Source organism: Streptomyces pactum (assembly GCF_016031615.1).
Taxonomy (GTDB): domain Bacteria; phylum Actinomycetota; class Actinomycetes; order Streptomycetales; family Streptomycetaceae; genus Streptomyces; species Streptomyces pactus.
On sequence record NZ_JACYXC010000001.1, the window covers coordinates 6894665 to 6918054 of the forward strand.

Below are 23390 nucleotides of genomic sequence, written 5' to 3' on the forward strand. Positions count from 1 at the left end.
ACCGCCCGGCCCGCCGACCGGTGTGCGGGCGTACGGCGGGTCGGGCACAGGGGAGGGCCACACCTCCACCCCCGTCAGGGCGGACCGGCGGGCCGGGCCGGATCAGGACGGCCGTGGCGGGGCGGCGCCGGCCACGTCGAACAGCACCTGGTCGTCGTAACACCACCACCAGCCCTCGCCGGGTTCGAAGGACCGGACCAGGGGGTGCCCGGTACTCCGGTGGTGGGCGGTGGCGTGTTTGTTCCTGGACGAGTCGCAGCACCCCACGCTGCCGCAGGTCTGGCACATCCGCAGATGGACCCAGGTGTCACCCGCGGCGACGCAGGCCGGGCAACTGTCGGCGCTGCTCGGCGGCACCTCACGGACCTGGTCCAGATGGGTGCAGACCGCCTGCTCCCGCTCTTCCCCGCCGGTTGTCATCGCTGCCTCCACCGGCGGCGGCCGGGTACGGTGCCGGGCGGCCGGCCGCCGGATCGCGCCGCCTCACGGTGTTCCGGCACCCACCTCCACCGTCGCACCCGGGGCGGCGGTGTCAAACGCGGCGCCGGTGGCGGCCGGGGCCCGTCCATCGGCCCCGCACCCCGCCAGCCCCGCCCCCGGCGCCCCCCTCGCTCCGGCCCCCGGGGCGGTTCCGTCCTCCGCCGCCCGGCCCCTCCGGCCGCTCGCCCGGGCCGGCGGGCCGCTCGCCCGCCCCCCGCCGGCCGGCCGTCACCCCCGGGCCGCCCGTCCGGCCTACGGGGCGGTCCGCCCGGGTCCGTCGTCCGCGCACCGTCCGCGCACTCCGGTGCCTCGCCGACGGCCGCCGTGCCCGGCGGTGCCGCGGCCCGGCCGAGGGCGGTGAGCAGGGTCCGTACGGTCAGTACCCCCGGTACCGGCGCGAGGGCGCGCCGCAGGGCGAGCACCACGCCCGGGGCGGACCGTGGCCGCCCCGCTCCCGGCGGCACCACCGGCGCCGCCGGCCCCGCCGGGCCGGGACGCGGGCCCGTGGCCCACCGGCCGCGGCGGACCGGGGCCCGTCCGGCCCGGCGGCGGGCCCCGGCCCCGGCCCGGCGTACCGCCGCGCGGAGCGCCCGGGCCCGCCGGCCCGGTCCGGTCAGCACGGCGCCCGCCGCGGTCCCGGCGGCGACCAGGGCGACCGTGGTCAGGGCGTCCCGCAGCGAGCGCACGGTGGTGTCGAACGCCGCCGCCGCGGCCGGCCGGGGCAGCAGGCCGCCCGGCACCCGGTCCAGGAACCGCTCCCGCAGCAGCAGCACGGCGGCCCCCACCAGCAGGCAGCCCAGTACGGTCCCCAGGGCGGTACGGACCACCGTGCGTCGGCCGCGGGCGAGCAGCAGGCCCGTGAGGCCGAGCGCCGCGGTGAGCGCGGGCAGCAGGCGGTGGCCGGTGTCGAGCAGCCGCGCCGCCGCCTCGATCCGGCCCAGCCGCTCCGGACGGACCAGCACCACCTCCCGGTCGATCGCGGGGACCTCGGCGGCCTGGGGCAGGCCCGCCCCGGCCAGCTCCCGGCGCAGCAGCACCAGGAGTTTGCCCAGGTCCAGGGTGACCGTGCCGTCCGCCACCTCCACCGCGCCGTGGTCCCGGCCGTCCAGCACCCGCAGGAACGTCCGGTGCGCGGTGCGGTTGGCCCCGGCCCAGGCGTCCGCGAACGGTTCGCTGTGCATCACATGGCGCACCACCCGCAGCAGCGACTCGTCGAACGCCGGGCCCAGCCGCGGGCCCAGCGACCGGACCGCGTCGGCGGTCCGCGGCGGCACCCCCTGCGCACGCAGCCAGCGGGCCAGGTCGGCGGTGAGCGTGCCGCCGTCGGCCCGCTCCTCCAGCGCGCGGGCGATGTGGCGCACCACCGCGTCCTGCACCGCCCGGTCGCGGGCGAGCGGCGCGACGGTGGCCACGTACCGGTCGGTGTCGAAGGTGACCCCGCGCGCCCACGACACGGCCACCGACACCGGCAGCAGCAGGCAGCCCAGCCCCAGCAGCACCGCGGCGGCCACCCCGCGCGCCCGCACCGCGAGCGCGCACGTGGGGGAGCGCCGCCGGGCCGGCCGGTCGTGCGGTCCGGGCCCGGCGCGGCTGCCTCGGGGACCGGTCATGGCACCATCCCCGCCCGCCCCGGCCCCGGCCGCATCCCGAACGGCGCGTCCGGGGGAACGGACCGCCGCGGCGGACCCGTCCCGGCGCGCCACGGTCCGGCGCCTGTGGACCGGCATCCGCCGCCCGTTGACCGGCGTCCGGCGTCCGGCGTCCGCGGCGAGGATCTCCCGGGGTACTGCGACGAGGTATTGCAACGAGCGGTCCAAAAAGTGCTACGGTGCTCCCATGGCCCGGCCGAGAACCTTCGACGAGGAGCGGGCCCTGGACGCGGCGATGCGCGCCTTCTGGGCGAACGGCTACGAGGCCACCTCGACCCAGGACCTGTGCGACGCCACCGGCCTGGGCCGCAGCAGCATCTACAACACCTTCAGCAGCAAGCACGACCTGTTCACCCGGGCGCTGGCCCGGTACATCGACCTGACGACCACTCCGCAGCTGGAACTGCTGGAGGACGAGCGGCGTCCGCCGCTGGAGCGGGTCCGCACCCTCTTCGTGCGGGTGCTGGACAGCGAGTTCGAGGCGCGCGGGGACGGCCCGGGCGTCGGTTGCCTGACCGTCAACACCACGGTGGAGCTGGCCGGGCGGGACGCGCGCGCCGCCGAGATGCTGGAGCGCGACCAGGCCCGCCGGCTCGCCGCGCTGCGGGCCGTGCTGGAGTCCGGGCAGCGGACGGGCGAGATCGCCGCCACCCGGGATGCCGGCACCCTCGCCCGCTACCTGAACGCCGTCATCGGCGGCATGCGGGTCGCCGCCCGCGGAGGCGCGGACCGGGTCACGCTGGAAGGCATCGCGGCGACCGCGCTGGACGCCCTGGCCCCCTGATCCACCGCTCTCCGGAGCCCCGCCCGCTCCGGTCCTGATCCGGGCTCCCGGCCCTGACCCGAGCCGGGCCGGGCCTCCGCAGAGCCCCCGTCCGGTTCTCCGCCGGCCTCTCGCCGGCGGCCGTACGCCCACCCGTGACGGTCGCGGGCTGCCCGCGCCCGCCCAAATTTTGCACCGTTCGATCCAAAACAACGATCCGGAACAACTCGATCCACACGAGGGAGTACCTGTGCCACGTGCCGTGTACGTGCTGGCGATCGGCATCTTCGCCATGGTCACCAGCGAATTCGCCGTCGCCGGGCTGATGCCGCAGATGGCCGACGGCCTCGGGGTGTCCATCCCGCAGATCGGCTACCTCATCACCGCCTTCGCCGTCGCCATGGCGCTGGGCGGCCCGGTGCTGACCGTGGCGCTGCTGAAGACACCCCCCAAGACCGCGCTGATGGTGCTGTTCGCGGTGTTCCTGGCCGGCAACGTGCTGGCCGCCGTGGCCACCGGCTACACCGTCATGCTGGTCGCCCGGGTGATCAGCGGCATGGCGTCCCAGGCGTTCTTCGGCGTCGCCATCACCCTGTGCGTCCAGCTCACCCGCCCCGAGGTCCGCGGCCGGGCCATCGCCGCCGCCATGACCGGGCTGATGCTCGGCACCCTGCTCGGCCTGCCGCTGGCCACGTTCGTCGGCGACCACCTGGGCTGGCGCGCCGCCTTCTGGACGGTCTCCGCGCTCACCGTCGCCGCCGCGGTGTGCACCGTGCCCGGCGTGCCCCGGACACCGCGGGCCGAGGACGGCGGGGACTTCCGCACCGAGCTGGGCGTCTTCCGGGCCCGCCGGCTGTGGCTGGCGCTGGCCACCAGCACCCTGATCATCGGCGCGACGTTCTCCGCCTTCAGCTACTTCAACCCGGTCCTGACCGAGGTCACCGGTTTCGACGAGGGGGCGGTTCCGCTGCTCCTCGTCGCCTACGGCGCCGCCACCGTGGCCGGCAACCACGTGGTGGGGCGGCTCGCCGACCGGCACACCGTACGGGTGCTGCTCTGCGGCCTCGGCCTCAACGCCGTCTTCCTCGCCGGCTTCGCGCTCGTGGCCCACCTCCCCGTCCCGGCGGTGGTGTGCGTGATGGGCATCGGCCTGGTGGGCGTCACGATGAACCCGGCGATGGTCACCCGGGTGCAGCGGGCCGGCAACGCCCGGCCGCTGGTGAACACCGTCCACTCCTCGTTCATCACGCTCGGCGTGATCATCGGCTCCTCGGTCGGCGGACTGGCCATCGACGCCTTCGGGCTGCGGGCCCCGCTGTGGCTGGGCGCGGCGCTCGCCCTCGCCGGGATCGCCACCCTCCTGCCCGACCTGCGCCGCCCCGCCCCGGCCGCCCCGGACCCGGTGGCGCCGCGGCCCCGGACCGGCGGGACGGATGCCGACCGCCCGGAGGTCTGCCCGGTCAGCGCTTCACGGCCCGCAGAATGACGAACTTGGGGTCGCTGGCGACCACCTCGCAGCCGCCGAAGAGCCGGCGCAGCGCCACGTGGTACCCCAGGTGCCGGTTGCCGATCACCCACAGCTCGCCGCCGGACCGCAGCGCCCGGCGGGAGTCGCGGAACATGCGGTGCGCGGTGGCGGCGGTGGTCGCCTGATGGGAGTGGAAGGGCGGGTTGTTGAGCACCAGGTCCACCGAACCGGGGGCCGCGTCCGACAACCCGTCCGCCACCAGGAACTCGGCGGCCCGCTCCGGGCCCAGGTTCTCCCGGAAGGTCGCCTCCGCCGAGGCCACCGCGGCGAACGACTCGTCGATGAAGGTCACCTCGGCCGCCGGGTCCGCCAGCGCCGCCGCGGTGCCCACCACGCCGTTGCCGCACCCCAGGTCCACCACCCGCCGGGCGCCGTGGTGCCGGGGCAGGTGGCGCAGGAAGAGCCGGGTGCCGATGTCGAGCCGCTCGGCGCTGAAGATGCCCGCGTGGCTGGTGACGGTCCGTCCCGCGACGATCCCGGCGTCGTCCGGCAGCGGGTACCGGCGCGGCCAGTCGCCCGGCGCCGGGGCGGTCGCCGGATCGGGGGCGCAGAAGATCAGCCGGGCCTTCCGCCGCGCCAGCGAGGTGCGGGTCGGCCCCAGGATCCGCTCGAACAGCTTCAGCGTGGAGGTGTGGATCTCGGTCACCATCCCGGTGCCCACCACCACCGTGCCGGCGTGCACCCCCGGCGCCAGCCGCCGCAACTGGTCCTCCAGCAGCGCCAGGCTCTTGGGCACGCGGACCAGCAGGACGTCGATCCGCGGCGGCGGCGGGTCCAGCACCGAGCGCAGCTCCACGGCGTCCGGTGCGATCCCGTTCCGGGCCAGGTTGGCCGCGGTCGCCCGCTGGGTCAGGAAGGAGTCGGTGATTTGCACCGGGCGAAGGCCGGCGAGCGCGGTCGCCAGGGCGCCCCACCGGTCGCCCAGGACGACCACCGGACCCGCCGGCTCCGCCCCGGCCTCCGCCAGGTGCTGCAGCAGGTAGTCGTCGGAGGCGTCCCAGGCGCGGAGCCGGTCGCGCGGGTCCTGAGGGAAGCGGGCGAGCTCGAAGGTGCCCCATGACGTCGTGAAACGGTTCATCGTGCCCTCAGGCTAGCCGAGCCCCCGGCGGCGCCGGAAAAGTGGCCGCGATCACCGGTGGGGGGATGAACCGCGTCCTCCGGTGATCCGTCTTGCCCGGAGCGAAGCTCCGCGTTGAGCCACCGGTTCGTGCCCGTTCGTTCGGGATTCCCCCGTTGTTCACGCCGGTCCTTCGCGCGATCCGTGGCATTCGTGGAAAGAGAGAACCCCCCATGCGGAGGAAGAAGCCGGCGATACGCGGAGGCGTGGCCGCCCTGGCCGCTGCCGCCGCCCTGGCGCTGACCCTGAGCGGCTGCACCTCGGTGGACACCACCTCGCCGAAGACCGCCAGGGCCCAGGACGGGCCCGGGGCCGACGGCAAGTTCGGGCCGGTCGACTGCCGCGAGGCCAAGTGCGTGGCCCTCACCTTCGACGCCGGTCCGGGGAAGGACACCCCCCGCCTGCTGGACATCCTCAAGGAGAAGAAGGTGCACGCCACCTTCTTCCTGCTCGGCAAGAACCACGTGGTCCGCTACCCGGACGTGGTGCGCCGGATCGCCGAGGAGGGGCACGAGGTGGCCAACCACACCTGGACGCACCCCCGGCTGACCGACAAGAACGAGTCCGAGATCCGCGACGAACTCAAGCGCACCCAGGACGCCATCGAGGAGATCACCGGCCGCCGGCCCACCCTGATGCGCCCGCCGCAGGGCCGCACCGACGACGAGGTCACCAAGGTCAGCAAGGAACTGGGCCTGGCCCAGGTGCTGTGGAGCGTGACCGCCAAGGACTACCAGACCACCGACTCCGACCTGATCGAGGAGAGGGTGCTGGAGCAGGTGGACAAGGACGGCATCATCCTGCTCCACGACATCTACCGGGGCACGGTGCCCGCGGTGCCCGGCATCATCGACGAGCTGAAGAAGCGCGGCTACACCTTCGTCACCGTGCCCCAGCTGCTCGCCCCCGGCGTCGCCGAACCCGGCACGGTCTACCGGCCCTGATCCGGCCGGCGGCGGCCGGGCCGGGCCCGAGGGCCGCCCGGGCGCCGGCCGGCGCCGCCACCGTCCCGGGCGGGGCCGCGGGGGAGGGGCACCACGGCGTGGGCCGGGTGGAGTATCCGGCGCGGAAACCTCCCCGGCACCTGGCCAACCTGGTGGTATGACACCCACTCGGCGACACCCCGCGCGACGCCCGGGACCGGTCCGCGGGGCGGCCTGGCCGCTGACGGTCCTGCTCGTGCTCTCCACCCTCTGGGGCACCGGCCTCCCCGCCGCCCGTGCCCACGCGGCGACCCCGCCGGACGATCCGGTCCGCGCCCTGTCGGCCGCCGCCCGCCCGCTGCGCACCACCGAACCGCACGGCCCGGACCGCGACCTGGCGGCCTTCGGCGCGATGGTCGGCCCGGCCACGGTGGTGGGCTTCGGCGAGGCCACCCACAGCTCCCACGAGTTCTTCGCCCTCAAGCACCGCGCCTTCCGGTACCTCGTGGAGCACCGGGGGTTCCGCGGCTTCTCCCTGGAGGCGCCGTGGAGCACCGGCCTGCGCCTCAACGACTACCTGCTGCGCGGCCGGGGCGATCCGCGCCGGATCTTCCGCGAGGACTTCCAGGACGCGTACCTGTTCTGGCGCACCCGGGAGTACCTGGACCTGATCCACTGGATGCGCGCGTACAACGTGGCCCACCCGCACGACCCGGTCCAGTTCTCCGGCAACGACATCGGGTACGCCGGACCCGGGCTGTACGACCGGGTGACCGGCTACGTCCGCGCCACCCGCCCCGCCCTGCTGCCCGAGGTCGAGCGGCTGTACCGGGGGCTGCGCCCCACCCTGCCGGCCGGCGAGCACATGCGCGCGTACGCGACCCGGCCGCTGGCCGAGCGGCGGGAGGCGGTGCGCCGCACCCACCGCGTGGTGGAACTGCTCACGGCCCGCCGGCCCGGCCGCGGGGCGGCGGCGCGCGAGGCGCACACCTGGGCGGTGCGGCACGCCGTCAGCCTGGAGCAGACCGCCCGGCAGTACGCGTACGACTTCGACGACCCCGACGACGTCCGCCGGTCGATGAGCTACCGGGACCGGATCATGGCGGAGAACACCGTCTGGTGGCACCGGCAGACCGGCGCCAAGGTGCTGCTCTCCGCCCACAACGGGCACGTGTTCTACGTCAACTACGAGCCGGGCTTCCCCGACATCCAGGGGGCCTTCCTCCGGGACCTGCTGGGCTCCCGCTACCTCGCGGTGGGGCTCACCTTCCACCACGGGTCGGCCAACGCCACCAGGCTGGAGGACCCGCTGGTGGACGAGAACGTGCGGACGGTCACCCTGGGGCGCCCGCCGTCGGGCACCAACGAGTACACCCTGGACCGGGTGCCCCACCGCGACTTCCTGATCGACATGCGGACCGCGCCGGCCGCGGCGCGCGACTGGCTCGCCCGGCCCCGGCCCAGCCGGATGTTCGGCACCGCCTATCCGGTGCCGGACGCGGTGCTCGCCCTGGGCGAGTCCGCCGACGTCCTGGTCCACCTGCACCAGGTGCGGGCCGCCGACCGGCTGCCCTTCCGGTGAGGACCGGGCCCCCGGTGCTCCACCGGGGGCCCGCCGGGCGGGACGGTCGGCGCGGACGGACGGACGGTCAGGACGGACAGGACGGTCGGACGGTCAGGACGCGGTGCCCATCCGCCGGCCGAACGTCGCCGGGTCGGTGTCGGGGAACCCGCGCACCGCCGGACGGAACGCCCACACCCCGGCCCCGTCGCGGACGAACTCGGCCACGGTCGCCGCCGTCGCCCCCGCCACATCGGCGAAGTCGTGACGCATCAGCTCCTGGTAACCCTCGCGGATGCGCAGACCGGTTCCCGAGATCTCGCCGAAGGTCGTCCGCCCGCCGTGCTGCTGGATCGCCACCCCCACCACCACCCGCGCGTAGGCGGGCGCCAGCCGGTGCAGCTCGATGGTCATGACCTCGTCGTCCCCGAAGCCCTGGCCGGTCCGGCTGTCCCGGTGCAGGGTGATGGTGCCGTCGGGGGAGCGGCTGTCGAAGTGGACCAGGTGGACCGGCTCGCCGTGCGGGTCGTCGGCGGCGTGCACGGCGGCGATGATGTCGAGGTCGTGGGCCGGACGACCGGAAGGGCTCGGGTCCCACTTGAGGGCCACCTCGACCTTCTCCGGCCCTTTGTTGAGGCTGCTCACCGGGCTTCCCCCTCCTTGGAGTTCGGCTGACGCGACAGGGCTGACCAGGGCAATGGTAGTGCGCACGGGGGTGGTTGCGGATCTCCCGGCCGCACCGTCGGCCACACACCCGTGTACCGCCGATGACCCGGCCGTCCCGCCCGCCCGTGCTCCCCGCGTGCCGTCCGCATGCCGTCCGCACGGGCCGCATGCCGCCCGCGCCGTCCGCCGCCGGGTCGCGCCGGCCGCCCCTACCGCCTGCCGTCGGCCCGGACCGGCGCTCGCCCGCCCGGGCCGGGGCCACCGCCGCCGGTCCGTTCCGTCCCGCCGCCGGGGGACGGGTCAGCCCGGGGTGTCCCGGTAGGGGTTGGCCGGTTCGGCGGTCCGGCGCAGTTCCCGTACGTCCAGCGCGGCGGCCGCGGAGTCGGTCCCCGGGGTTCCCACCGGGTGCCAGGTGCCGGTGACGGAGAGCCAGGTGCCCGGGCGGGGCGGCCGGGGCCCGCCGTGCATCTCCACCTTCACCGCCTGGGCGTCGGCCGCACAGCAGCCGACGAGCAGCCGGGTCAGGTACCAGGTGTCCCGGTCCTCGCCCGGGCTGACGAACCCGGTCAGCCGTACGGTGCGGCCGCGCAGCCCGCGCCCGGTGTCCCACACCGCGCGGGCGGAGAAGTCCGACAGCGTCATTCCCAGCGGCGAGCCCGGCGGCAGCGGCTCGAAGCCGGACCGCTCCTCGACGGCCATCGGCCGCTGCCGCTCGGCGGTGTACGAGGCGAGAGCGGGCGGGGCGGCGAACATCAGGCCGAGCACCGGCAGGAACAGCAGCCAGGCGATCCGGGGCCCGCGGTCGTGGTCGTGGCCGTGCCCGCCGCCGCCCCGGTGGTGTCCGGGCTCTCCGGGCGCCGGGTCCCCGTCCAGGTGGTCCGGTTCCGGTTCCGGTTCCGGGTGCGGGCGCGGTTCCGGGTCCGGACCGGCGCCGGTCCCCGGGTGCGCCGGCCGCCGGTGCGGGAAGGGGAAGCCGTCCCGCCAGGCGCCCACCATGCCCAGACCGATCAGCAGGCAGCCGGTGGCGATCAGCGGCAGCCGCAGCCCCTCCTTGACGTAGCGCAGGTAGTCGTCGCTGAACAGGCTGATGCGCAGCACCGCGGCGCCGGCCATGTCCAGCAGCAGGATCTGGAGCTGCCGCCTCACAGCAGCCACCAGCCGGTCAGCACGCCGCACACCACGGCGACCACGGCGGTCGCGGTGGCGAAGCGGGCCGCGAAGCCCGTGCCGAACGTGCCCGCCTGAAGGGCGATCAGCTTGAGGTCCACCATCGGCCCCACCACCATGAACACCAGCCGGGCGGTCGGCGAGAAGCCGGTCAGCGACGCGGCGACGAAGGCGTCGGCCTCCGAACAGACCGCCAGCACCACCGCCAGCAGGGCGAGGAAGAGCACCGACAGCCACGGCGACCCGGAGACCTCCTCCAGCACCGTCCGGGGGAGCGCGACGTTGAAGGTCGCCGCCGCGACGGCACCCAGCACCAGGAACCCGCCGGCGTGCAGGAAGTCGTGCTGGAATCCGAGCCGGAACTCCTCCAGGCGGCTGTGCCCCGGCCGGGGGCCGGTGGCGGGAGGACGCATCCGCAGCCACTCCGGGCGGCCGAAGGCCAGCCACAGCCAGCCCATGGTCACCGCCGCCGCCAGCGAGGCCAGCAGCCGGGCCAGGACCACCTCCGGGGAGCCCGGGAAGGCGACCGCCGTGGCGGTGAGCACCACGGGGTTCACGGCCGGCGCCGCCAGCAGGAACGTCAGCGCCGCCGCGGTGGGCACCCCGCGCCGGATCAGACTGCCGGCGACGGGCACCGAGGCGCACTCGCAGCCGGGCAGCACCACGCCCGCCGCGCCCGCCACCGGGACCGCGAGCGCCGGGCGCGCGGGCAGCGCCCGGCGGAACACCCACGCGGGCACGAAGGCGTTGATGGCCGCCGACAGCAGGGTCCCCAGCACCAGGAACGGCAGCGCCTGGAGGGCGACGGCGACCAGTACGGTCCGCCACGCCGACAGGGCCGGGGAGTCCAGCCACCGCCCGCCGGCCAGCACCACGGCCCCGGCCGCCACCGGGACGGCGAAGGCGGCCCGGCCCAGCAGGGCCGGTGTGGCGGAGCGCACCGGGACGGGCGGCTCGGGGGGCGGCGGCGGGCGCGGTGACCGGCGCCGCCGCGCCGGTCCGGGGGTTCCGTTCTGGGCACTGCGGCGACTCCGGGGCTTGATCGACCAGGACGCCAACGATAATCATTTCGCCTCGTCGGGTACAGCCCGGGCCCGGCCGGGAGGACCCGGCGCCGGGCGCCCCGCCGCGCCGGCGGGACACCCGGCGCGGCGGGTGGCCGGGCCCGGCCGATGCGCAGCGTGGCCGGCCGCTCCGCGCAGCAGGCCCGCCCCCCGGCGGCGGGCCGGGGGCGGGGGCCGCCGGTCGTGGCGCCGGCGGGCGCGTGCCGGCCGGCACCACGGGACCACGGCGCCACGGGCGCCACAGGCGCCACGGGCCCCGGGCCGCACGGGCTCCTGCCGCCGGGATGGAGGGTGGCGGGCGGCGGGTCCCGGTGGGCCCGGGCGGCGGGTCAGGAGGCGGCGGGCCGGTCGCCGCCGGCGTCCCGGCGCGCCACCAGCGACCGGTGGGTGGGCGCGTCCGGCACCCCGGCGGGCCGCAGGGCGGCGAACTCCCTGCGCAGTACCGGTACGACCTCCTCGCCGAGGATGTCCAGCTGCTCCAGGACGGTCTTCAGCGGCAGGCCCGCGTGGTCCATCAGGAACAGCTGGCGCTGGTAGTCGCCGAAGGACTCCCGGAAGGACAGCGTCCGTTCGATCACCTGCTGCGGGCTGCCGACGGTCAGCGGGGTCCGCTCGGTGAACTCCTCCAGCGACGGGCCGTGGCCGTAGACCGGGGCGTTGTCGAAGTAGGGGCGGAACTCGCGCACCGCGTCCTGGGAGTTCTTCCGCATGAAGACCTGCCCGCCGAGGCCGACGATCGCCTGCTCGGCGGTGCCGAGCCCGTAGTGGGCGAAGCGCTGCCGGTACAGCTCGATCAGCCGCATGAAGTGCTCCTTGGGCCAGAAGATGTTGTTGGCGAAGAAGCCGTCGCCGTAGTAGGCGGCCTGCTCGGCGACCTCCGGGCTGCGGATGGAGCCGTGCCAGACGAACGGCGGGACGCCGTCCAGCGGGCGCGGGGTGGCGGTGAAGCCCTGCAGGGGGGTGCGGAACTTCCCCTCCCAGTCCACCACGTCCTGCCGCCACAGCCGGCGCAGCAGGGCGTAGTTCTCCAGCGCGAGCGAGATGCCGTCGCGGATGTCCTTGCCGAACCACGGGTACACCGGACCGGTGTTGCCGCGCCCCGTCATCAGGTCCACGCGTCCGTCGGCCAGGTGCTGGAGCATCGCGTAGTCCTCGGCGATCTTCACCGGGTCGTTGGTGGTGATCAGCGTCGTGGCGGTGGAGAGGATGATCCGCTCGGTGCGCGCCGCGATCCAGCCGAGCATGGTGGTGGGGGACGACGGCACGAACGGCGGGTTGTGGTGCTCGCCGGTGGCGAAGACGTCCAGGCCCACCTCCTCGGCCTTGAGCGCGATGGTGGTCATGGCCTTGATCCGCTCGTGCTCGGTCGGGGTCGTGCCGTTCGTCGGGTCGGTGGTGACGTCACCGACGGTGAAGATCCCGAACTGCATCGTGGCTCACCGGTCCTAGGTAGTTCCATATTCAACTACCTCGGGAACCCGGCCCGCCCGTGATCTATTCCACTCCCGGGGACCCGTCGGGACCGCAGGTCGGGGGCGGTGTTCGGGGCCCGCTGCCTGCCTCCGGCCGGCCGCCGCACCGGGGGCAGCGGGCGCCCTCCGGTCCCCGGGACGGGAGCCGCCGCTGCGGAGGGGGAGGCGGCCGGCCGCGACCGCCGCCTCGTACGGCGGGACGGAGCCGTCGGGCGCCCGCGGGGGCCGTGGGGGCGGCGGCCGGCACACCCCCGAGACGCCGCTCGGGCTATGGCTCCGGCCGGCCGCCGACGCCGTACGGGGAGGGAGCCGTCAGTCGTCCACCGGCTCGGCCCGCACCGGCGCGGCATGTGACTGGTGACCGCCGCTGGCCACCATCCGCACCTCGCCGCGGTCGCTGATCTCCGCCTGCACGATGCCGGTCTCGTCCGCGTACACCGGATGACCGCCGGGCCCGCTGCGTTCGGTGCGGTGGACCACCACCACGTCCCGCTCCGGGGAGGCGGGCCGGTCCGCCTGCTCGAAAACCAGCTCGTACCGCTCGTGTGTGCCCATGACGCGCCTCCTGCCTCGCCCCGGTCCCGCGCCGCCCCGGCCGGGGCGGCGTCGGGACGGCCACGCGGGGAACCGGCGGCCGGGCCCGAGCCGGGAACCCGCCCGCTTCCTGCATCGTCGGCCACCGCGGCCCGGCGCGCACCCCGCACGGGGGACCGGCAGGTGTCGTTCGCCGCACGAGGGGCACCGGTAGGGCATGGTCCGCCGTAACGAGGAGGCCGCCCAGCTGCTCCAGGAGTACGCCGACCTGCTCGCCATCACCGGGGGCGACGCCTTCAAGGCCCGCGCCTACGAGAAGGCCGCCCGCGCGATCGGTGGCCATCCCACCGATATCGCCACCCTCGACCCCGCCGGGCTGCGGGAGATCCCCGGCGTCGGCCGGTCGATCGCCGAGAAGGTCACCGAGTACCTGCGCACCGGCCACGTCCCGCTGATCGAGGAGGCCCGGCAGACGGTCCCGCCCGGCGTCCGGGAGCTGATGGCCATCCCCGGCCTCGGCCCGAAGAAGGCCATGGTCCTCCACCAGGAACTCCAGGTCTCCTCGGTGGACGAACTGCTCGGCGCCATCCACCGGGAGCGGCTGCGTGACCTGCGGGGCTTCGGCCCGAAGAGCGAGGAGAGCATCCTGCGCGGCATCGCCATGATGCAGAAGGCCGGCGGGCGCATCCTGCTCGGCGCCGCCATGGACATCGCCGAGCGCATCGTGGCCGACCTCGCCGGGGTGACCGGCTGCGAGGGGTGCGCCTACGCCGGGTCGCTGCGCCGGATGCGCGAGACCATCGGCGACATCGACGTCCTGGTGGCGGCCGGCGACCCCGGGCCCTTCATGACCGCCTTCACCGAGCTGCCGTACACCGCCGAGGTCATCGCCCACGGCCCGAAGAAGACCTCGGTCCGCACCACCAAGGGGCTCCAGGTGGACCTGCGTGTCCTGCCGCCGGACTCCTGGGGCGCGGGCCTGCAGTACTTCACCGGGTCCAAGGCGCACAACATCCGCGTCCGCGAGATCGCCGTCCGGCAGAAGATGAAGCTGTCCGAGTACGGCCTCTTCCACGCCCGGAGCGGCAAGAAGATCACCTCCGGGACCGAGGAGGAGATCTACGCCCGACTCGGCCTGCCCTGGATCCCGCCGACCCTGCGCGAGGACCGCGGCGAGATCGCCGCCGCCCTCCGCGGCGAACTGCCCCGCCTGGTGGCCGAGGAGGACATCCGCGGCGACCTGCACACCCACACCGACCTCACCGACGGCCTCGCGCCGCTGGAGGACATGGCCGCCGCCGCGGCCGCCCGCGGCTACTCCTACTACGCGGTCACCGACCACGCCCCGGACCTGGTCATGCAGCGGATGACCGACGAGAAGATGCTCGCCCAGCGCGAGCGGGTGCGGGCCCTGGACGGCCGGTACGGCAGGATGCGGCTGCTGCACGGCACCGAGCTGAACATCGGACCGGACGGCGACGTGGACTGGCCGCCCGAGTTCCTCGCCGGGTTCGACCTGTGCGTGGCCTCCGTGCACTCGCACTTCCGGCAGAGCCCGCGGGAGCTGACCCGGCGGCTGATCCGCGCCTGTGAGAACCCGTACGTGTCGATCATCGGCCATCCCACCACCCGCCGGATCGGCAGGCGCCCGCCCCTCGACGCCGACTTCGACGCCGTGTTCGAGGCGTGCGCCCGCACCGGCACCGCCCTGGAGATCAACGGGCACCCGGACCGGCTCGACCTGGGCGACGAGGACATCCTGCGCGCCAAGCGGTACGGCGTGAAGTTCGCCGTGGACAGCGACGCGCACGCCACCTTGCACCTGGCCCACATGCGCTTCGGGGTGGGCACCGCCCAGCGCGGCTGGCTGACCGGGGACGACATCATCAACACCTGGCCGCTCCAGCGGCTGCGGCGCTTCCTGCGGGAGGGCCGGCGGCGCACCGGAGGCTGACCGCGCGTCAACGGGACCACCGGCCGGGCCGCCGAAGCGATCGCAGGCCCGGGCTTTCGCGACGGCGGACGTCGCATCGTCCACGTACCCTCGCACCGGTGTGGCTGCGTACGGGACATCCTGCGCCGCGACAGAGCTGTTCCGCCGGGGAACTGCTCAAGCCCGGCACCTCGTCCATGGTGGTGCGTGGCCACAGCCGGTGGCCGCGCCGCATCCCGAAGGGGGACGGACGGCATGGGCGGGTCGAGCGACGACGACGAGGGCATCGGCATCCTGATCGCACTCGGCGTGACGGTCATCCTGTCCCTGCTCTGGGCCTACGTGGTCAAGGGCGAGGCCGAGCTGATGACGTGGGGCGCGCTGGTCATGGCCGTGATCACCGGCGGCATCGCCGGGCACTACGGCAACCACAGCGAGTCGGTCGCCGTCACCTGCGCCGTGGCCACCCCGCTCGGCGCCTACCTGGGCACGCTCCTCGGCCTCTGCCTGATCGCCGTCACTCCGTACGGAGGCGACTTCGGCGACGCCTGGGACGTCTTCACCAGCGACATGGACGGAGCGGCACGCCTGTTCAAGGCGGAGGCCCAGGGCCTCGACTGGCTCTTCCTGTTCCTGTCCGCGCCACTGGCGTACGGAGCGGTGGTGACGGACTGACCCGGGTCGGTCCACGGTGGCGCGGCGCGGCGCGCCGCCCCTGTCCGGGGCGGCCAGGTGACGCCCGGGGCGCCCGGCACGGCGAGGGCCACGGTTGGGGCGCCGCAGACGGCGGCCGGCGTGGCGGCGCTGCGCCCCGGGGGCAGCGCCGCCGGTGGGCGGCCCCGGCACGTGCTCGCCGGGGCCGCCCACCGCTGCTGCCTTCTCGCTACTCCGTCCTTCTGAGGAACAACGAGGCGGACGACTCGGTACGGGAGGCGTTGACCCCCGCGTCCGATCCGGTGTAGTCCGCCGTCTCGTGGCCGTTCCAGTCCGCGATCGGCGTTCCGTCGCGCACCAGGTGCCGGAAGGCGCCGGGGTCGTCCGCGGCCGAACCGAACTGGTACACCGGCCGGACGCCGCTGCCGGACCGGCTGTACGGCAGGTACTCCGTGTAGGGACCGCCGGCGGTGAGCTGCTTGGTCAGCACGTTGTTGTGGAAGACGTTCTGCGGCCCCGAGGAGCCGGCCCACTTCACCGCCTTGGGCCCCGCCGCCCACCAGATGGGGTACCAGGTGCCGGAGTCCATCTCGCCGCCCTCACCGCCGCACGCCGTGGAGCAGCTTCCGGAGCGGTGCTCGTAGGGCACCCGGACGGTGTTGTTCTCGAACAGGTTGCGGCGCTCCCACCCGCCGTGCAGGTTGAGGTCGGAGTCCATGTCGTTGCCGTACACGACATTGCCCGACGCCGACCACTGCAGGGTGAAGTGCCGCAGCCCGCGGGTGGTGTTGTGGGCGTACAGCGAGTCCCACACCCGGCTGCCGCGGAGGTAGCCGTTGCCGCCCTTGCCCTTGTTCCAGGCGCCCTCCAGGTGGTTCCCCTCGATCTGCAGGTTCTTGGCGACCTCCGTGACGATCGGGTGCGAGCCGGTCATCTCGGAGCGCACACCGCGGACCCACGAGTCGGCGGCCCATTTGAAGACGACGCCGTGCATCGCCTGCGCGGGGGCCAGGTTGCCGTAGTCGTGCGCCGCCTGCTGCGGCGTCAGCCCCGGCACCTCCTGGGTGAAGGAGAAGTTCTCCAGGCCCACCCCGACCACCATCTTCAGCGGGGTCACCTTGCCGGCGTAGGCGGTGGTGCCGATCGGTGCCGACCCGTCCGAGGTGGAGTCGACCGGGAGATCGAACTCCAGCGGCTTGTCGAGGGTGACCGTGCGGTTGTCGACGTCCACCGCGGCGATCCGGAACACCTGCTGGCGCATGTGCAGGTTCTCGTACCGGCTCTCGTCCGTGGCCTGCTGCACCGCGTAGAACTTCCGGGTGTTCGGCGCCCCCACCCACAGGTGCCCGCCCCGCCGGAACCGGGACATGTCGGCCTTCGCATCCAGATGGACCACCCGGTCGCCCTCCCGCGCGGAGTGGCCGGGGTCGCCGTCCGCGGCGCGCAGCTTCACGCCCGAGGCCCAGTGCTGGTTGACCGAGCCCTCGTAGAGGTCCTTGCGGTTGGCGGGCGCGGCGGCCCACTCGTCGGCGTACCGTGCGGCGACCTCCCGGGTCTGGATCCGGAACAGGCCCCGGCCCGGCCAGAGCCAGCCGCCCTTGGCGGTGTCGGCGCCGGCCTCGTGGACCATGGCGTCCTGGTCCCACCGGCTGCCGTCGGCGGTCAGTGTGTCGTAGCGGGTGTCCCCGTCCGGGCGGAACACGATCCGGGTGCCCTTCGCCGGATCGCTGCCCGCGCCGCGGATCACCAGGTGATCGGTGTCCACGGAGATCTGCCGGCTGATGTCGAGGCGGCCGGCGGGCAGCTGGATCAGCGACAGCCGGTCGAAGTTGGCCCGGTCGCCGCACCCGCCGCGGATGGCGTCGATGGCGCGCTGCACCCCCGCGGAGTCGTCCGCACCGTCGTCGGGGCGCACCTCGTAGGTCTCGGCCAGCTCCTGCGGCGTGATCCGGCACGCCGCGTCGGTGGTGAGTTCCTGGTGCCCGGGGAGCGCGCGGCCGCCCCGGTAGCCGGCCTCGGACCAGTCCGGCAGGCCGGACAGCGCGCCGCGGCGGTTGTCCGAGGTGAGGGACGGCGGACACGGTCCGGACCCCGACCCGGACACCGGCCCCGAGCACATCGGCAGCGGGGTGGACCCGGGCGGGATCTGGAGGATGGCGAGCATGGAGCGCAGGTAGCCGAGCATGAACGTGTACCGCGTGCCGCGCACCGTCAGCGTGTAGCTGTGCCCGTTGCGGACCACGTCCGACATCGCGGCCCAGTTGTGGATGTACGGTTCGTCATCGGCGGCGTACCACGCGCCCTCCGCCGCGAAGCCGTTGTGGATGTTCTCCTCGACCTCCCGGTTCCGGGCCCCCTCCAGCAGCGTCATGATCAGTCTCGCCAGGTGGTGTCCCGCGGATCTGAGGCTCTCCGGGGTGGTGTTGGTGTAGGCGAGCTGCCTCACGGCCATCCGGAGGCTGTCCGGCGTGATCCACTGCTGGAAGACGTTCTCGTCCGCCATCCCCGCGTACCGGCTCGGCAGGTGGAGATCGACCGGCGTGGGGCGGACGTTGCCGAAGACGGTCCAGTCCAGTGCGGACAGGTCGGCGTCGTCGAAGTGGAAGAACGTGTGGGTCAGGGAGCTGTTCTGGTAGAAGCCCAGCACATACATGTCCTCGCGCCGGATGACGAGGCTGACCGAGGGGAGCTGTTCCCCCGGGAGGACGGCGTCGAGGCTGATCAGCGCGGTGCCGCGGCGGCCGGTGGACGCCTCGGCCAGATCGGTGGGCCGGGCCCGTGCGGGGCCCGCCAGGGAGGTGGACACCCGCTCGCCGCCCCGGGCGGCCGCGCGGATCTGCTCGACCAGCTGCCGGTACACGGCCGGGAAGTCGTCGGTGTCGTCCGCCGTGGCGGCGGCGGGCCGCTCCAGCACGGTGGCGGCGGACCCGGCCGCGAGGGCCAGTGCGAGGAGGCAGCGCACCAGGACGCCGCCCAGGCGTCGTGCGTGCCCTCCGGTGCGCGGGCTCACCACGGCACCACGTAGTCGATGGTGGCAGCCGGGGTCCCGCTCGACTCGGACGCCCCGTCGGTCCAGTAGGCGACGGTGTAGGTCCTGCCCGACTCCAGGCCGTCGTTGCCGGCGGGCACCACCGCCGCCCCGTACGACATGCAGCGCTCGGGTTCGTTGGGGCAGACCCAGTCCCAGTCCTTGCGGTGGGCCTTGTCGAGCCTGTCCCGCTCGTAGATGCCGACCCAGTCGTCGTGCGAGCCGGGGTTCCGGCCCACCGGGGCCAGATAGGTCACCACCAGACCGGTGTCCTTCGGGTTCAGGTGGATGCCCTTCTGGTCGATGTGCGCGGTGGTCCAGGTGGCGTCGAGGAGGGCGAATCCGCCGCCGTCGGCGGAGGCCGCGACGGGGACGGTCCGCCGGTCCTCCGGATCACCGCTCCGGCCACCGCCGGACCCGGGCGGGTGGGACGCCAGGGCCTGCGCGCCGAGGGCGACCGCGGCGGAGCAGAGGGCGGCGGCCACGACCGGGAGGACTCGTCGCCGCCCGTCGCGGCGGCGTAGGGGGAATCGCATGGCAGGCAGGTGCCTTTCGGGGAAGTGCGGTCGCGGGGCCCGGACGCGGGCCGGGCGGCCGGGGGCGGCGGGCTCACCACGGCACCACGTAGTCGATGGTGGCGGCGGGGTGACCGCTCCCCTCCGACGCCCCGTCGGCCCAGTAGGCGACGGTGTAGGTCTTGCCCGACTCCAGGCCGTCGTTGCCGGCGGGGACGATCGCCGACCCGAACGACATGCAGCGTTCGGGTTCGTTGGGGCAGACCCAGTCCCAGTCCTTGCGGTGGGCCTTCTCCAGACGGCCCTGCTCGTAGATGCCGATCCAGTCGCCGTGCTTCTCCGGGTTCCAGCCGGCCGGGCCGACGTACGACACCACCAGACCGGTGTCGTAGGGAGGGCTGTTGAGGCCCTTCTGATAGATGTGCGCGGTCGTCCAGACCGGTTCGAACAGCGCGAACGTCCCTTCCGGCACCGCCATCGCGGCGGGGGCGGCCCGCTCGGTCCGCGGCGGGGAGGGCCGGTCGTCGGAACGGGTGGTCCCGGTCCGCGGCGGGGACTGAGGCTCGCTGCCGCGGGCCACCAGGGTCTGCGCGCCCAGCGCGACCGCGGCCGAGCAGACCGCCGCCGCCAGCACCGGGAGGAGCCCGGCCCGCCCGCCTCGCCGTCTAGCGCGTCGCACAGTGCATCGTCCTGTTCATGACATACCTTCCGGTGGGGGTGCGTACGGATCCGGACGCGTGTCCGCACCCGGGAGCGCGGCCGCCCGGGCAGTGCGCGGGAGGCCGGGGGCGCTCCGAGTCCACCACTCCGGCCCCGCCGGTACCAGGCCGTTCCTTCGGCAGAAGTACGACCGCCGGTACTTCTGCCGGACGGCGGGGCCCGGGCGCCCCGGTACGAGCGGCCCGGCGCCCGGCCGGTATTCGACCGGGCGCCTTGCCCGCCGGCGGCCCGCCGTGACATACCAGGTCAGTTCCCTGCCGCCGCCGAGGAGTTGGCACCGATGAGCAGCACCGCCCGCGACACCGACACCGCCGCCCCGCCCCGCGTCGAGGAGATCGACGAGGGCATCTACGCCTATGTGCAGCCGCCCGGCACCTGGTGGGTGAACAACACCGGCTTCCTGGTCGGCCGGCGGGGGGTGACCAGTGTGGACGCCTGCTCCACCGAACGGCGCACCCGGGCCTACCTGGAGGCGATCGGGAAGGTGACGCCCCGCCCGGTGCGCACCCTGATCAACACCCACCACCACGGCGACCACACCTTCGGCAACCACCTCTTCGACGGCGCCACCGTCGTCGGCCACGAAGGGGTGCGGGAGGGGATACGCGCCTGGGGCATGCCGGCCTCCGCCCCGTTCTGGACCGAGGTCGACTGGGGCCACGTCGAGCTGGAGCCGCCCTTCCTCACCTACACCGAGGGGGTCACCCTCTGGGTGGACGACCTGCGGTGCGAGGTGCGGCACGTGGGCACCGCCGCGCACACCACCAACGACTCGATCATGTGGATTCCCGAGCGCCGGGTCCTGTTCGCCGGCGACCTGCTGTTCCACGGGGGCACCCCGTTCCTCCTCCAGGGCTCGATCGCCGGGGCGATCGAGGTGCTGGAGACGGTGATCGCGCCGCTCGGCGCGCGGACCATCGTCGCCGGGCACGGGCCGGTGGCCGGCCCCGGGCTCATCGACGACGTCCTGGGCTACCTGCGGTTCGTCCAGGAGACCGCGCGCCGCGGGCACGCCGCCGGGCTCACCCCGCTGGAGACCGCCCGGGAGGCCGACCTGGGGGAGTACGCCGCCCTCTCGGACGGAGAGCGCATCGTGGGCAACCTGCACCGGGCCTACGCCGAGATCGAGGGGGCCGCCCCCGGCGCCCCGATCGACGCGGTGGCGGCCCTCACCGACATGGTCACCTACAACGGGGGACGCCCGCTGACCTGCACCGCCTGAGCGGACCCCGGGCCCGCCCCGCCCGGCCGCCCCGCACGGCGCCGGTCAGCGGTGCGCCGGGCGGCGGCCGGGCGGCTGCTCCGGCTCCGGCAGGGCGGGCGGCTCGGGCACCGGCCGTCGCTGCGGGTCCCCCACGGCAACCGTCAGCGGGTCCCCGTAGTGCCGGATCTCCAGCGGCTCACCCCCGACCAGCGTGTACGTGGCCACCGAGTCGGTGATCTCCACCCGCAGGCAGCGGCCCCGCACCTGCACCGTGAACGCCAGCCGGCCCAGTTTCTCCGGCAGCTTGGGCGCGAAGTGGAAGGTGCCGTCCCGGTGCCGCATCCCGCCGAACCCGGCGACCAGCGCCAGCCAGGTCCCGGCGAGCGAGGCGATGTGCAGCCCGTCCCGGGTGTTGTTCTGCAGGTCCTTCAAGTCCATCAGCGCCGCCTCGCCCATGTAGTCGTAGGCGAGCCGCAGATGGCCCACCTCGGCGGCGATCACGGCCTGGCAGCAGGCGGACAGCGAGGAGTCCCGTACCGTCAGCGCCTCGTAGTACGCGAAGTTGCGGGCCTTCTGCTCGGGGGTGAAGGCGTCCCCGCGGGTGAACATCGCCAGCACCAGGTCCGCCTGCTTGACGACCTGCTTCCGGTACAGGTCGAAGTAGGGGAAGTGGAGCAGCAGCGGGTACTGGTCCGGCCGGGTGCCGGCGAAGTCCCACACCTGGTGGCTGGTGAAGCCCCGGGACTGCTCGTGCACCCCCAGCACCCGGTCGAAGTGGACCGTCATGGCCTCCGCGGCGTCCCGCCACGCCGCCGCCTCCTCGTCGTCCACCCCCAGCGCGGCCGCCTCCTTCGGATGGCGCTCCACGATGTCGGCGGCGTCCCGCAGGTTCGACTGCGCCATGAGGTTGGTGTAGGCGTTGTCGTCCGCCAGCGCGCTGTACTCGTCCGGTCCGGTCACCCCGTCGATGTGGAACCGGCCGTGGTGGTCGTGGTGCCCCAGCGAACGCCACAGCCGCGCCGTCTCCACCAGCAGCTCCACCCCGGTCTGCCGGGCGAACTCCTCGTCCCCGGTGGACGACACGTACCGCACCACCGCCGCGGCGATCGCCGCGTTCACGTGGAACGCGGCGGTGCCGGCCGGCCAGTACCCGGAACACTCCGCCCCGTCGATGGTCCGCCAGGGGAACGCCGCGCCGCGCAGGCCCAGTTGCTCCGCCCGCTCCCGCGCCTCCGGCAGCGTCGCGTGCCGCCACCGCAGCGCCTCGGCCACCGACTCCGGCGCGGTGTACGTCAGCAGCGGCAGCACGAACATCTCGGTGTCCCAGAAGGAGTGCCCGTCGTACCCGGAACCGGTGAGCCCCTTCGCCGGGATGGCCCGCTCCTCGCTCCGCGCGCCCGCCTGGAGCACGTGGAAGAGCGCGAAGCGCACCGCCTGCTGGATCTCCGCGTCGCCGTCCACCTCCACGTCGGCGCGGTTCCAGAAGTCGTCGAGGTAGCCGCGCTGCTGCTCCAGCAGCCCATGCCAGCCGGTGCTGCGGGCCCCCGCCAGCGCGGCGTCCACCTGGTCCCGCACCGCCGGCAGCGACCGCACCGCCGACCAGCCGTACGCCACCAGCTTCTCCAGCCGCAGCGTCTCGCCGGGCTTGAGCACCGCGGTCACCGTCATGCGCGCCAGGTCGTCACTGCTCTCGGTCGCGGTCCGCACCGTCTCCGGCCCGCGCACCACGTGGTCGGCAGCGGCGGCGATCCGCAGCCCGCTGCGCCGGGTGAGGTGCACCAGCCGCAGCCGGCTGCCCTCCGCGGCGTGGTCCTCCGGCTCCAGCGGCGACTCCAGGACCGCGGCCGCCCGCGGGTCGCCGCCCAGCGGCGGCAGCTGCTCGTTGGCGACCAGCTCCGACTGGATCACCACCCGCACCTCGGAGTCCACCGGCTCCACCTCGTACGCGATGCCGGCCACCGCCCGCTGGGTGAAGGAGACCAGCCGGGTGGAGCGCACCCGCACCGTGCGCCCGGCCGGCGAGGTCCACTCGCAGCTGCGCTCCAGCACCCCGGCGCGCAGGTCCAGCACCCGCTCGTGGTGGTGGAGCGCCCCGTACCGCAGGTCGAACGGTTCGTCGTCCACCAGCAGCCGGATCACCTTGCCGTTGCTGACGTCGATCACCGTCTGCCCGGACTCCGGGTACCCGTAGCCGGCCTCCGCGTACGGCAGCGGACGCAGCTCGTGCACCCCGTTGAGGTAGGTGCCGGGAAGCCCGTGCGGTTCCCCCTCGTCCAGGTTCCCCCGCCAGCCGACGTGCCCGTTGGAGAGGGCGAACAGCGACTCGCTCTGCGGCAGCACGTCCAGGTGCAGCGTGGTCTCCCGCAGGCACCACGGTTCGACCGCGTAGGCGTCATGGGCGATCATGCGCGC

General features: G+C 74.6%; 19 protein-coding genes. 7 read left to right on the plus strand and 12 right to left on the minus strand.

The features are described 5' to 3' along the window. Positions 1-102: 102 nt before the first annotated feature. Both IHE55_RS27290 and IHE55_RS27295 read right to left on the minus strand, forming a co-directional pair. Complete coding sequence (locus tag IHE55_RS27290) at positions 103-420, minus strand: UBP-type zinc finger domain-containing protein (RefSeq protein ID WP_197991462.1); 318 nt, start codon at positions 418-420, stop codon at positions 103-105. Beyond that, a complete protein-coding gene (locus IHE55_RS27295; protein WP_197991463.1) occupies positions 417-2090 on the minus strand; it encodes a hypothetical protein in 1674 nt (557 codons plus the stop codon). Before IHE55_RS27295 ends, IHE55_RS27290 begins: the two co-directional genes overlap by 4 nt. 226 nt (positions 2091-2316) lie before the next feature. Here IHE55_RS27295 and IHE55_RS27300 point away from each other — a divergent pair, with 226 nt between their 5' ends. Both IHE55_RS27300 and IHE55_RS27305 read left to right on the plus strand, forming a co-directional pair. Further along, the gene (locus tag IHE55_RS27300; RefSeq protein WP_197991464.1) at positions 2317-2913 is read left to right on the plus strand and encodes a TetR/AcrR family transcriptional regulator; all 597 of its coding nucleotides are present in this window, start codon (positions 2317-2319) and stop codon (positions 2911-2913) included. Between the two features lie 229 nt (positions 2914-3142). After that, complete coding sequence (locus IHE55_RS27305) at positions 3143-4378, plus strand: MFS transporter (protein WP_197991465.1); 1236 nt, start codon at positions 3143-3145, stop codon at positions 4376-4378. On the opposite strand, the gene IHE55_RS27310 is transcribed toward IHE55_RS27305, so the two are convergent. Then, a complete protein-coding gene (locus IHE55_RS27310; RefSeq protein WP_197991466.1) occupies positions 4353-5498 on the minus strand; it encodes a methyltransferase in 1146 nt (381 codons plus the stop codon). The genes IHE55_RS27305 and IHE55_RS27310 overlap by 26 nt on opposite strands. Before the next feature lie 212 nt (positions 5499-5710). On the opposite strand from IHE55_RS27310, the gene IHE55_RS27315 reads away from it, so the two are divergent. Together IHE55_RS27315 and IHE55_RS27320 are read left to right on the plus strand one after the other, a co-directional pair. Beyond that, the gene (locus IHE55_RS27315) at positions 5711-6481 is read left to right on the plus strand and encodes a polysaccharide deacetylase family protein (protein ID WP_197991467.1); all 771 of its coding nucleotides are present in this window, start codon (positions 5711-5713) and stop codon (positions 6479-6481) included. A 235-nt stretch (positions 6482-6716) separates the two neighbouring features. Continuing rightward, positions 6717-8042: an erythromycin esterase family protein gene (locus tag IHE55_RS27320; protein WP_307826835.1), complete on the plus strand. Its 1326-nt coding sequence runs from the start codon at positions 6717-6719 to the stop codon at positions 8040-8042. Between the two features lie 93 nt (positions 8043-8135). Here IHE55_RS27320 and IHE55_RS27325 read toward each other — a convergent pair whose 3' ends face one another. The 5 genes from IHE55_RS27325 to IHE55_RS27345 form a co-directional block, all read right to left on the minus strand. After that, positions 8136-8666 carry a TerD family protein gene (locus IHE55_RS27325; protein WP_197991469.1) on the minus strand — a complete coding sequence of 177 codons (531 nt, stop codon included), beginning with the start codon at positions 8664-8666 and terminating at the stop codon, positions 8136-8138. Positions 8667-8987: 321 nt separating this feature from the next. Further along, positions 8988-9842, minus strand: coding sequence for a TIGR03943 family putative permease subunit (locus IHE55_RS27330; protein ID WP_307826836.1), 855 nt, complete (start codon positions 9840-9842; stop codon positions 8988-8990). Further along, the gene (locus IHE55_RS27335; RefSeq protein ID WP_197991470.1) at positions 9830-10795 is read right to left on the minus strand and encodes a permease; all 966 of its coding nucleotides are present in this window, start codon (positions 10793-10795) and stop codon (positions 9830-9832) included. Before IHE55_RS27335 ends, IHE55_RS27330 begins: the two co-directional genes overlap by 13 nt. A gap of 452 nt (positions 10796-11247) precedes the next feature. After that, a complete protein-coding gene (locus tag IHE55_RS27340; protein ID WP_197991471.1) occupies positions 11248-12348 on the minus strand; it encodes an LLM class flavin-dependent oxidoreductase in 1101 nt (366 codons plus the stop codon). A 354-nt stretch (positions 12349-12702) separates the two neighbouring features. Next, entirely contained in the window at positions 12703-12945 is a 243-nt protein-coding gene (locus tag IHE55_RS27345) for a DUF6296 family protein (RefSeq protein ID WP_197991472.1), read from the minus strand. A gap of 196 nt (positions 12946-13141) precedes the next feature. On the opposite strand from IHE55_RS27345, the gene polX reads away from it, so the two are divergent. After that, complete coding sequence (gene polX, locus IHE55_RS27350) at positions 13142-14878, plus strand: DNA polymerase/3'-5' exonuclease PolX (protein ID WP_197991473.1); 1737 nt, start codon at positions 13142-13144, stop codon at positions 14876-14878. Positions 14879-15112: 234 nt separating this feature from the next. Beyond that, on the plus strand, positions 15113-15532 hold the full coding sequence (locus IHE55_RS27355) for a hypothetical protein (RefSeq protein WP_197991474.1): 420 nt from the start codon (positions 15113-15115) through the stop codon (positions 15530-15532). A gap of 208 nt (positions 15533-15740) precedes the next feature. On the opposite strand, the gene IHE55_RS27360 is transcribed toward IHE55_RS27355, so the two are convergent. The 3 genes from IHE55_RS27360 to IHE55_RS27370 all read right to left on the minus strand — a co-directional run bounded on the left by IHE55_RS27360 (position 15741) and on the right by IHE55_RS27370 (position 19733). Then, positions 15741-18521 (minus strand): ribosome-inactivating family protein, encoded by a 2781-nt coding sequence (locus IHE55_RS27360; protein ID WP_197991475.1) that lies wholly within the window; start codon positions 18519-18521, stop codon positions 15741-15743. After that, positions 18518-19024: a hypothetical protein gene (locus tag IHE55_RS27365; protein WP_197991476.1), complete on the minus strand. Its 507-nt coding sequence runs from the start codon at positions 19022-19024 to the stop codon at positions 18518-18520. Before IHE55_RS27365 ends, IHE55_RS27360 begins: the two co-directional genes overlap by 4 nt. Before the next feature lie 124 nt (positions 19025-19148). After that, positions 19149-19733, minus strand: a complete 585-nt coding sequence (locus tag IHE55_RS27370) for a hypothetical protein (protein ID WP_197991477.1) — start codon at positions 19731-19733, stop codon at positions 19149-19151. A gap of 321 nt (positions 19734-20054) precedes the next feature. On the opposite strand from IHE55_RS27370, the gene IHE55_RS27375 reads away from it, so the two are divergent. After that, positions 20055-20996 (plus strand): MBL fold metallo-hydrolase, encoded by a 942-nt coding sequence (locus IHE55_RS27375; RefSeq protein WP_197991478.1) that lies wholly within the window; start codon positions 20055-20057, stop codon positions 20994-20996. Positions 20997-21041: 45 nt separating this feature from the next. Here IHE55_RS27375 and IHE55_RS27380 read toward each other — a convergent pair whose 3' ends face one another. Next, positions 21042-23384 carry a glycoside hydrolase family 65 protein gene (locus IHE55_RS27380; protein WP_197991479.1) on the minus strand — a complete coding sequence of 781 codons (2343 nt, stop codon included), beginning with the start codon at positions 23382-23384 and terminating at the stop codon, positions 21042-21044. Positions 23385-23390 lie beyond the last annotated feature (6 nt).

What these genes read in the sequence shown, in the direction of transcription:
- IHE55_RS27345 (WP_197991472.1), bottom strand. Translation starts at nt 12,945, where the DNA reads ATGGGCACACACGAGCGGTACGAGCTGGTTTTCGAGCAGGCGGACCGG.
- IHE55_RS27375 (WP_197991478.1), top strand. Translation starts at nt 20,055, where the DNA reads ATGAGCAGCACCGCCCGCGACACCGACACCGCCGCCCCGCCCCGCGTC.
- IHE55_RS27355 (WP_197991474.1), top strand. Translation starts at nt 15,113, where the DNA reads ATGGGCGGGTCGAGCGACGACGACGAGGGCATCGGCATCCTGATCGCA.
- IHE55_RS27295 (WP_197991463.1), bottom strand. Translation starts at nt 2,090, where the DNA reads ATGACCGGTCCCCGAGGCAGCCGCGCCGGGCCCGGACCGCACGACCGG.
- IHE55_RS27300 (WP_197991464.1), top strand. Translation starts at nt 2,317, where the DNA reads ATGGCCCGGCCGAGAACCTTCGACGAGGAGCGGGCCCTGGACGCGGCG.
- IHE55_RS27310 (WP_197991466.1), bottom strand. Translation starts at nt 5,498, where the DNA reads ATGAACCGTTTCACGACGTCATGGGGCACCTTCGAGCTCGCCCGCTTC.
- IHE55_RS27315 (WP_197991467.1), top strand. Translation starts at nt 5,711, where the DNA reads ATGCGGAGGAAGAAGCCGGCGATACGCGGAGGCGTGGCCGCCCTGGCC.
- IHE55_RS27380 (WP_197991479.1), bottom strand. Translation starts at nt 23,384, where the DNA reads ATGATCGCCCATGACGCCTACGCGGTCGAACCGTGGTGCCTGCGGGAG.
- IHE55_RS27290 (WP_197991462.1), bottom strand. Translation starts at nt 420, where the DNA reads ATGACAACCGGCGGGGAAGAGCGGGAGCAGGCGGTCTGCACCCATCTG.
- IHE55_RS27340 (WP_197991471.1), bottom strand. Translation starts at nt 12,348, where the DNA reads ATGCAGTTCGGGATCTTCACCGTCGGTGACGTCACCACCGACCCGACG.
- polX (WP_197991473.1), top strand. Translation starts at nt 13,142, where the DNA reads ATGGTCCGCCGTAACGAGGAGGCCGCCCAGCTGCTCCAGGAGTACGCC.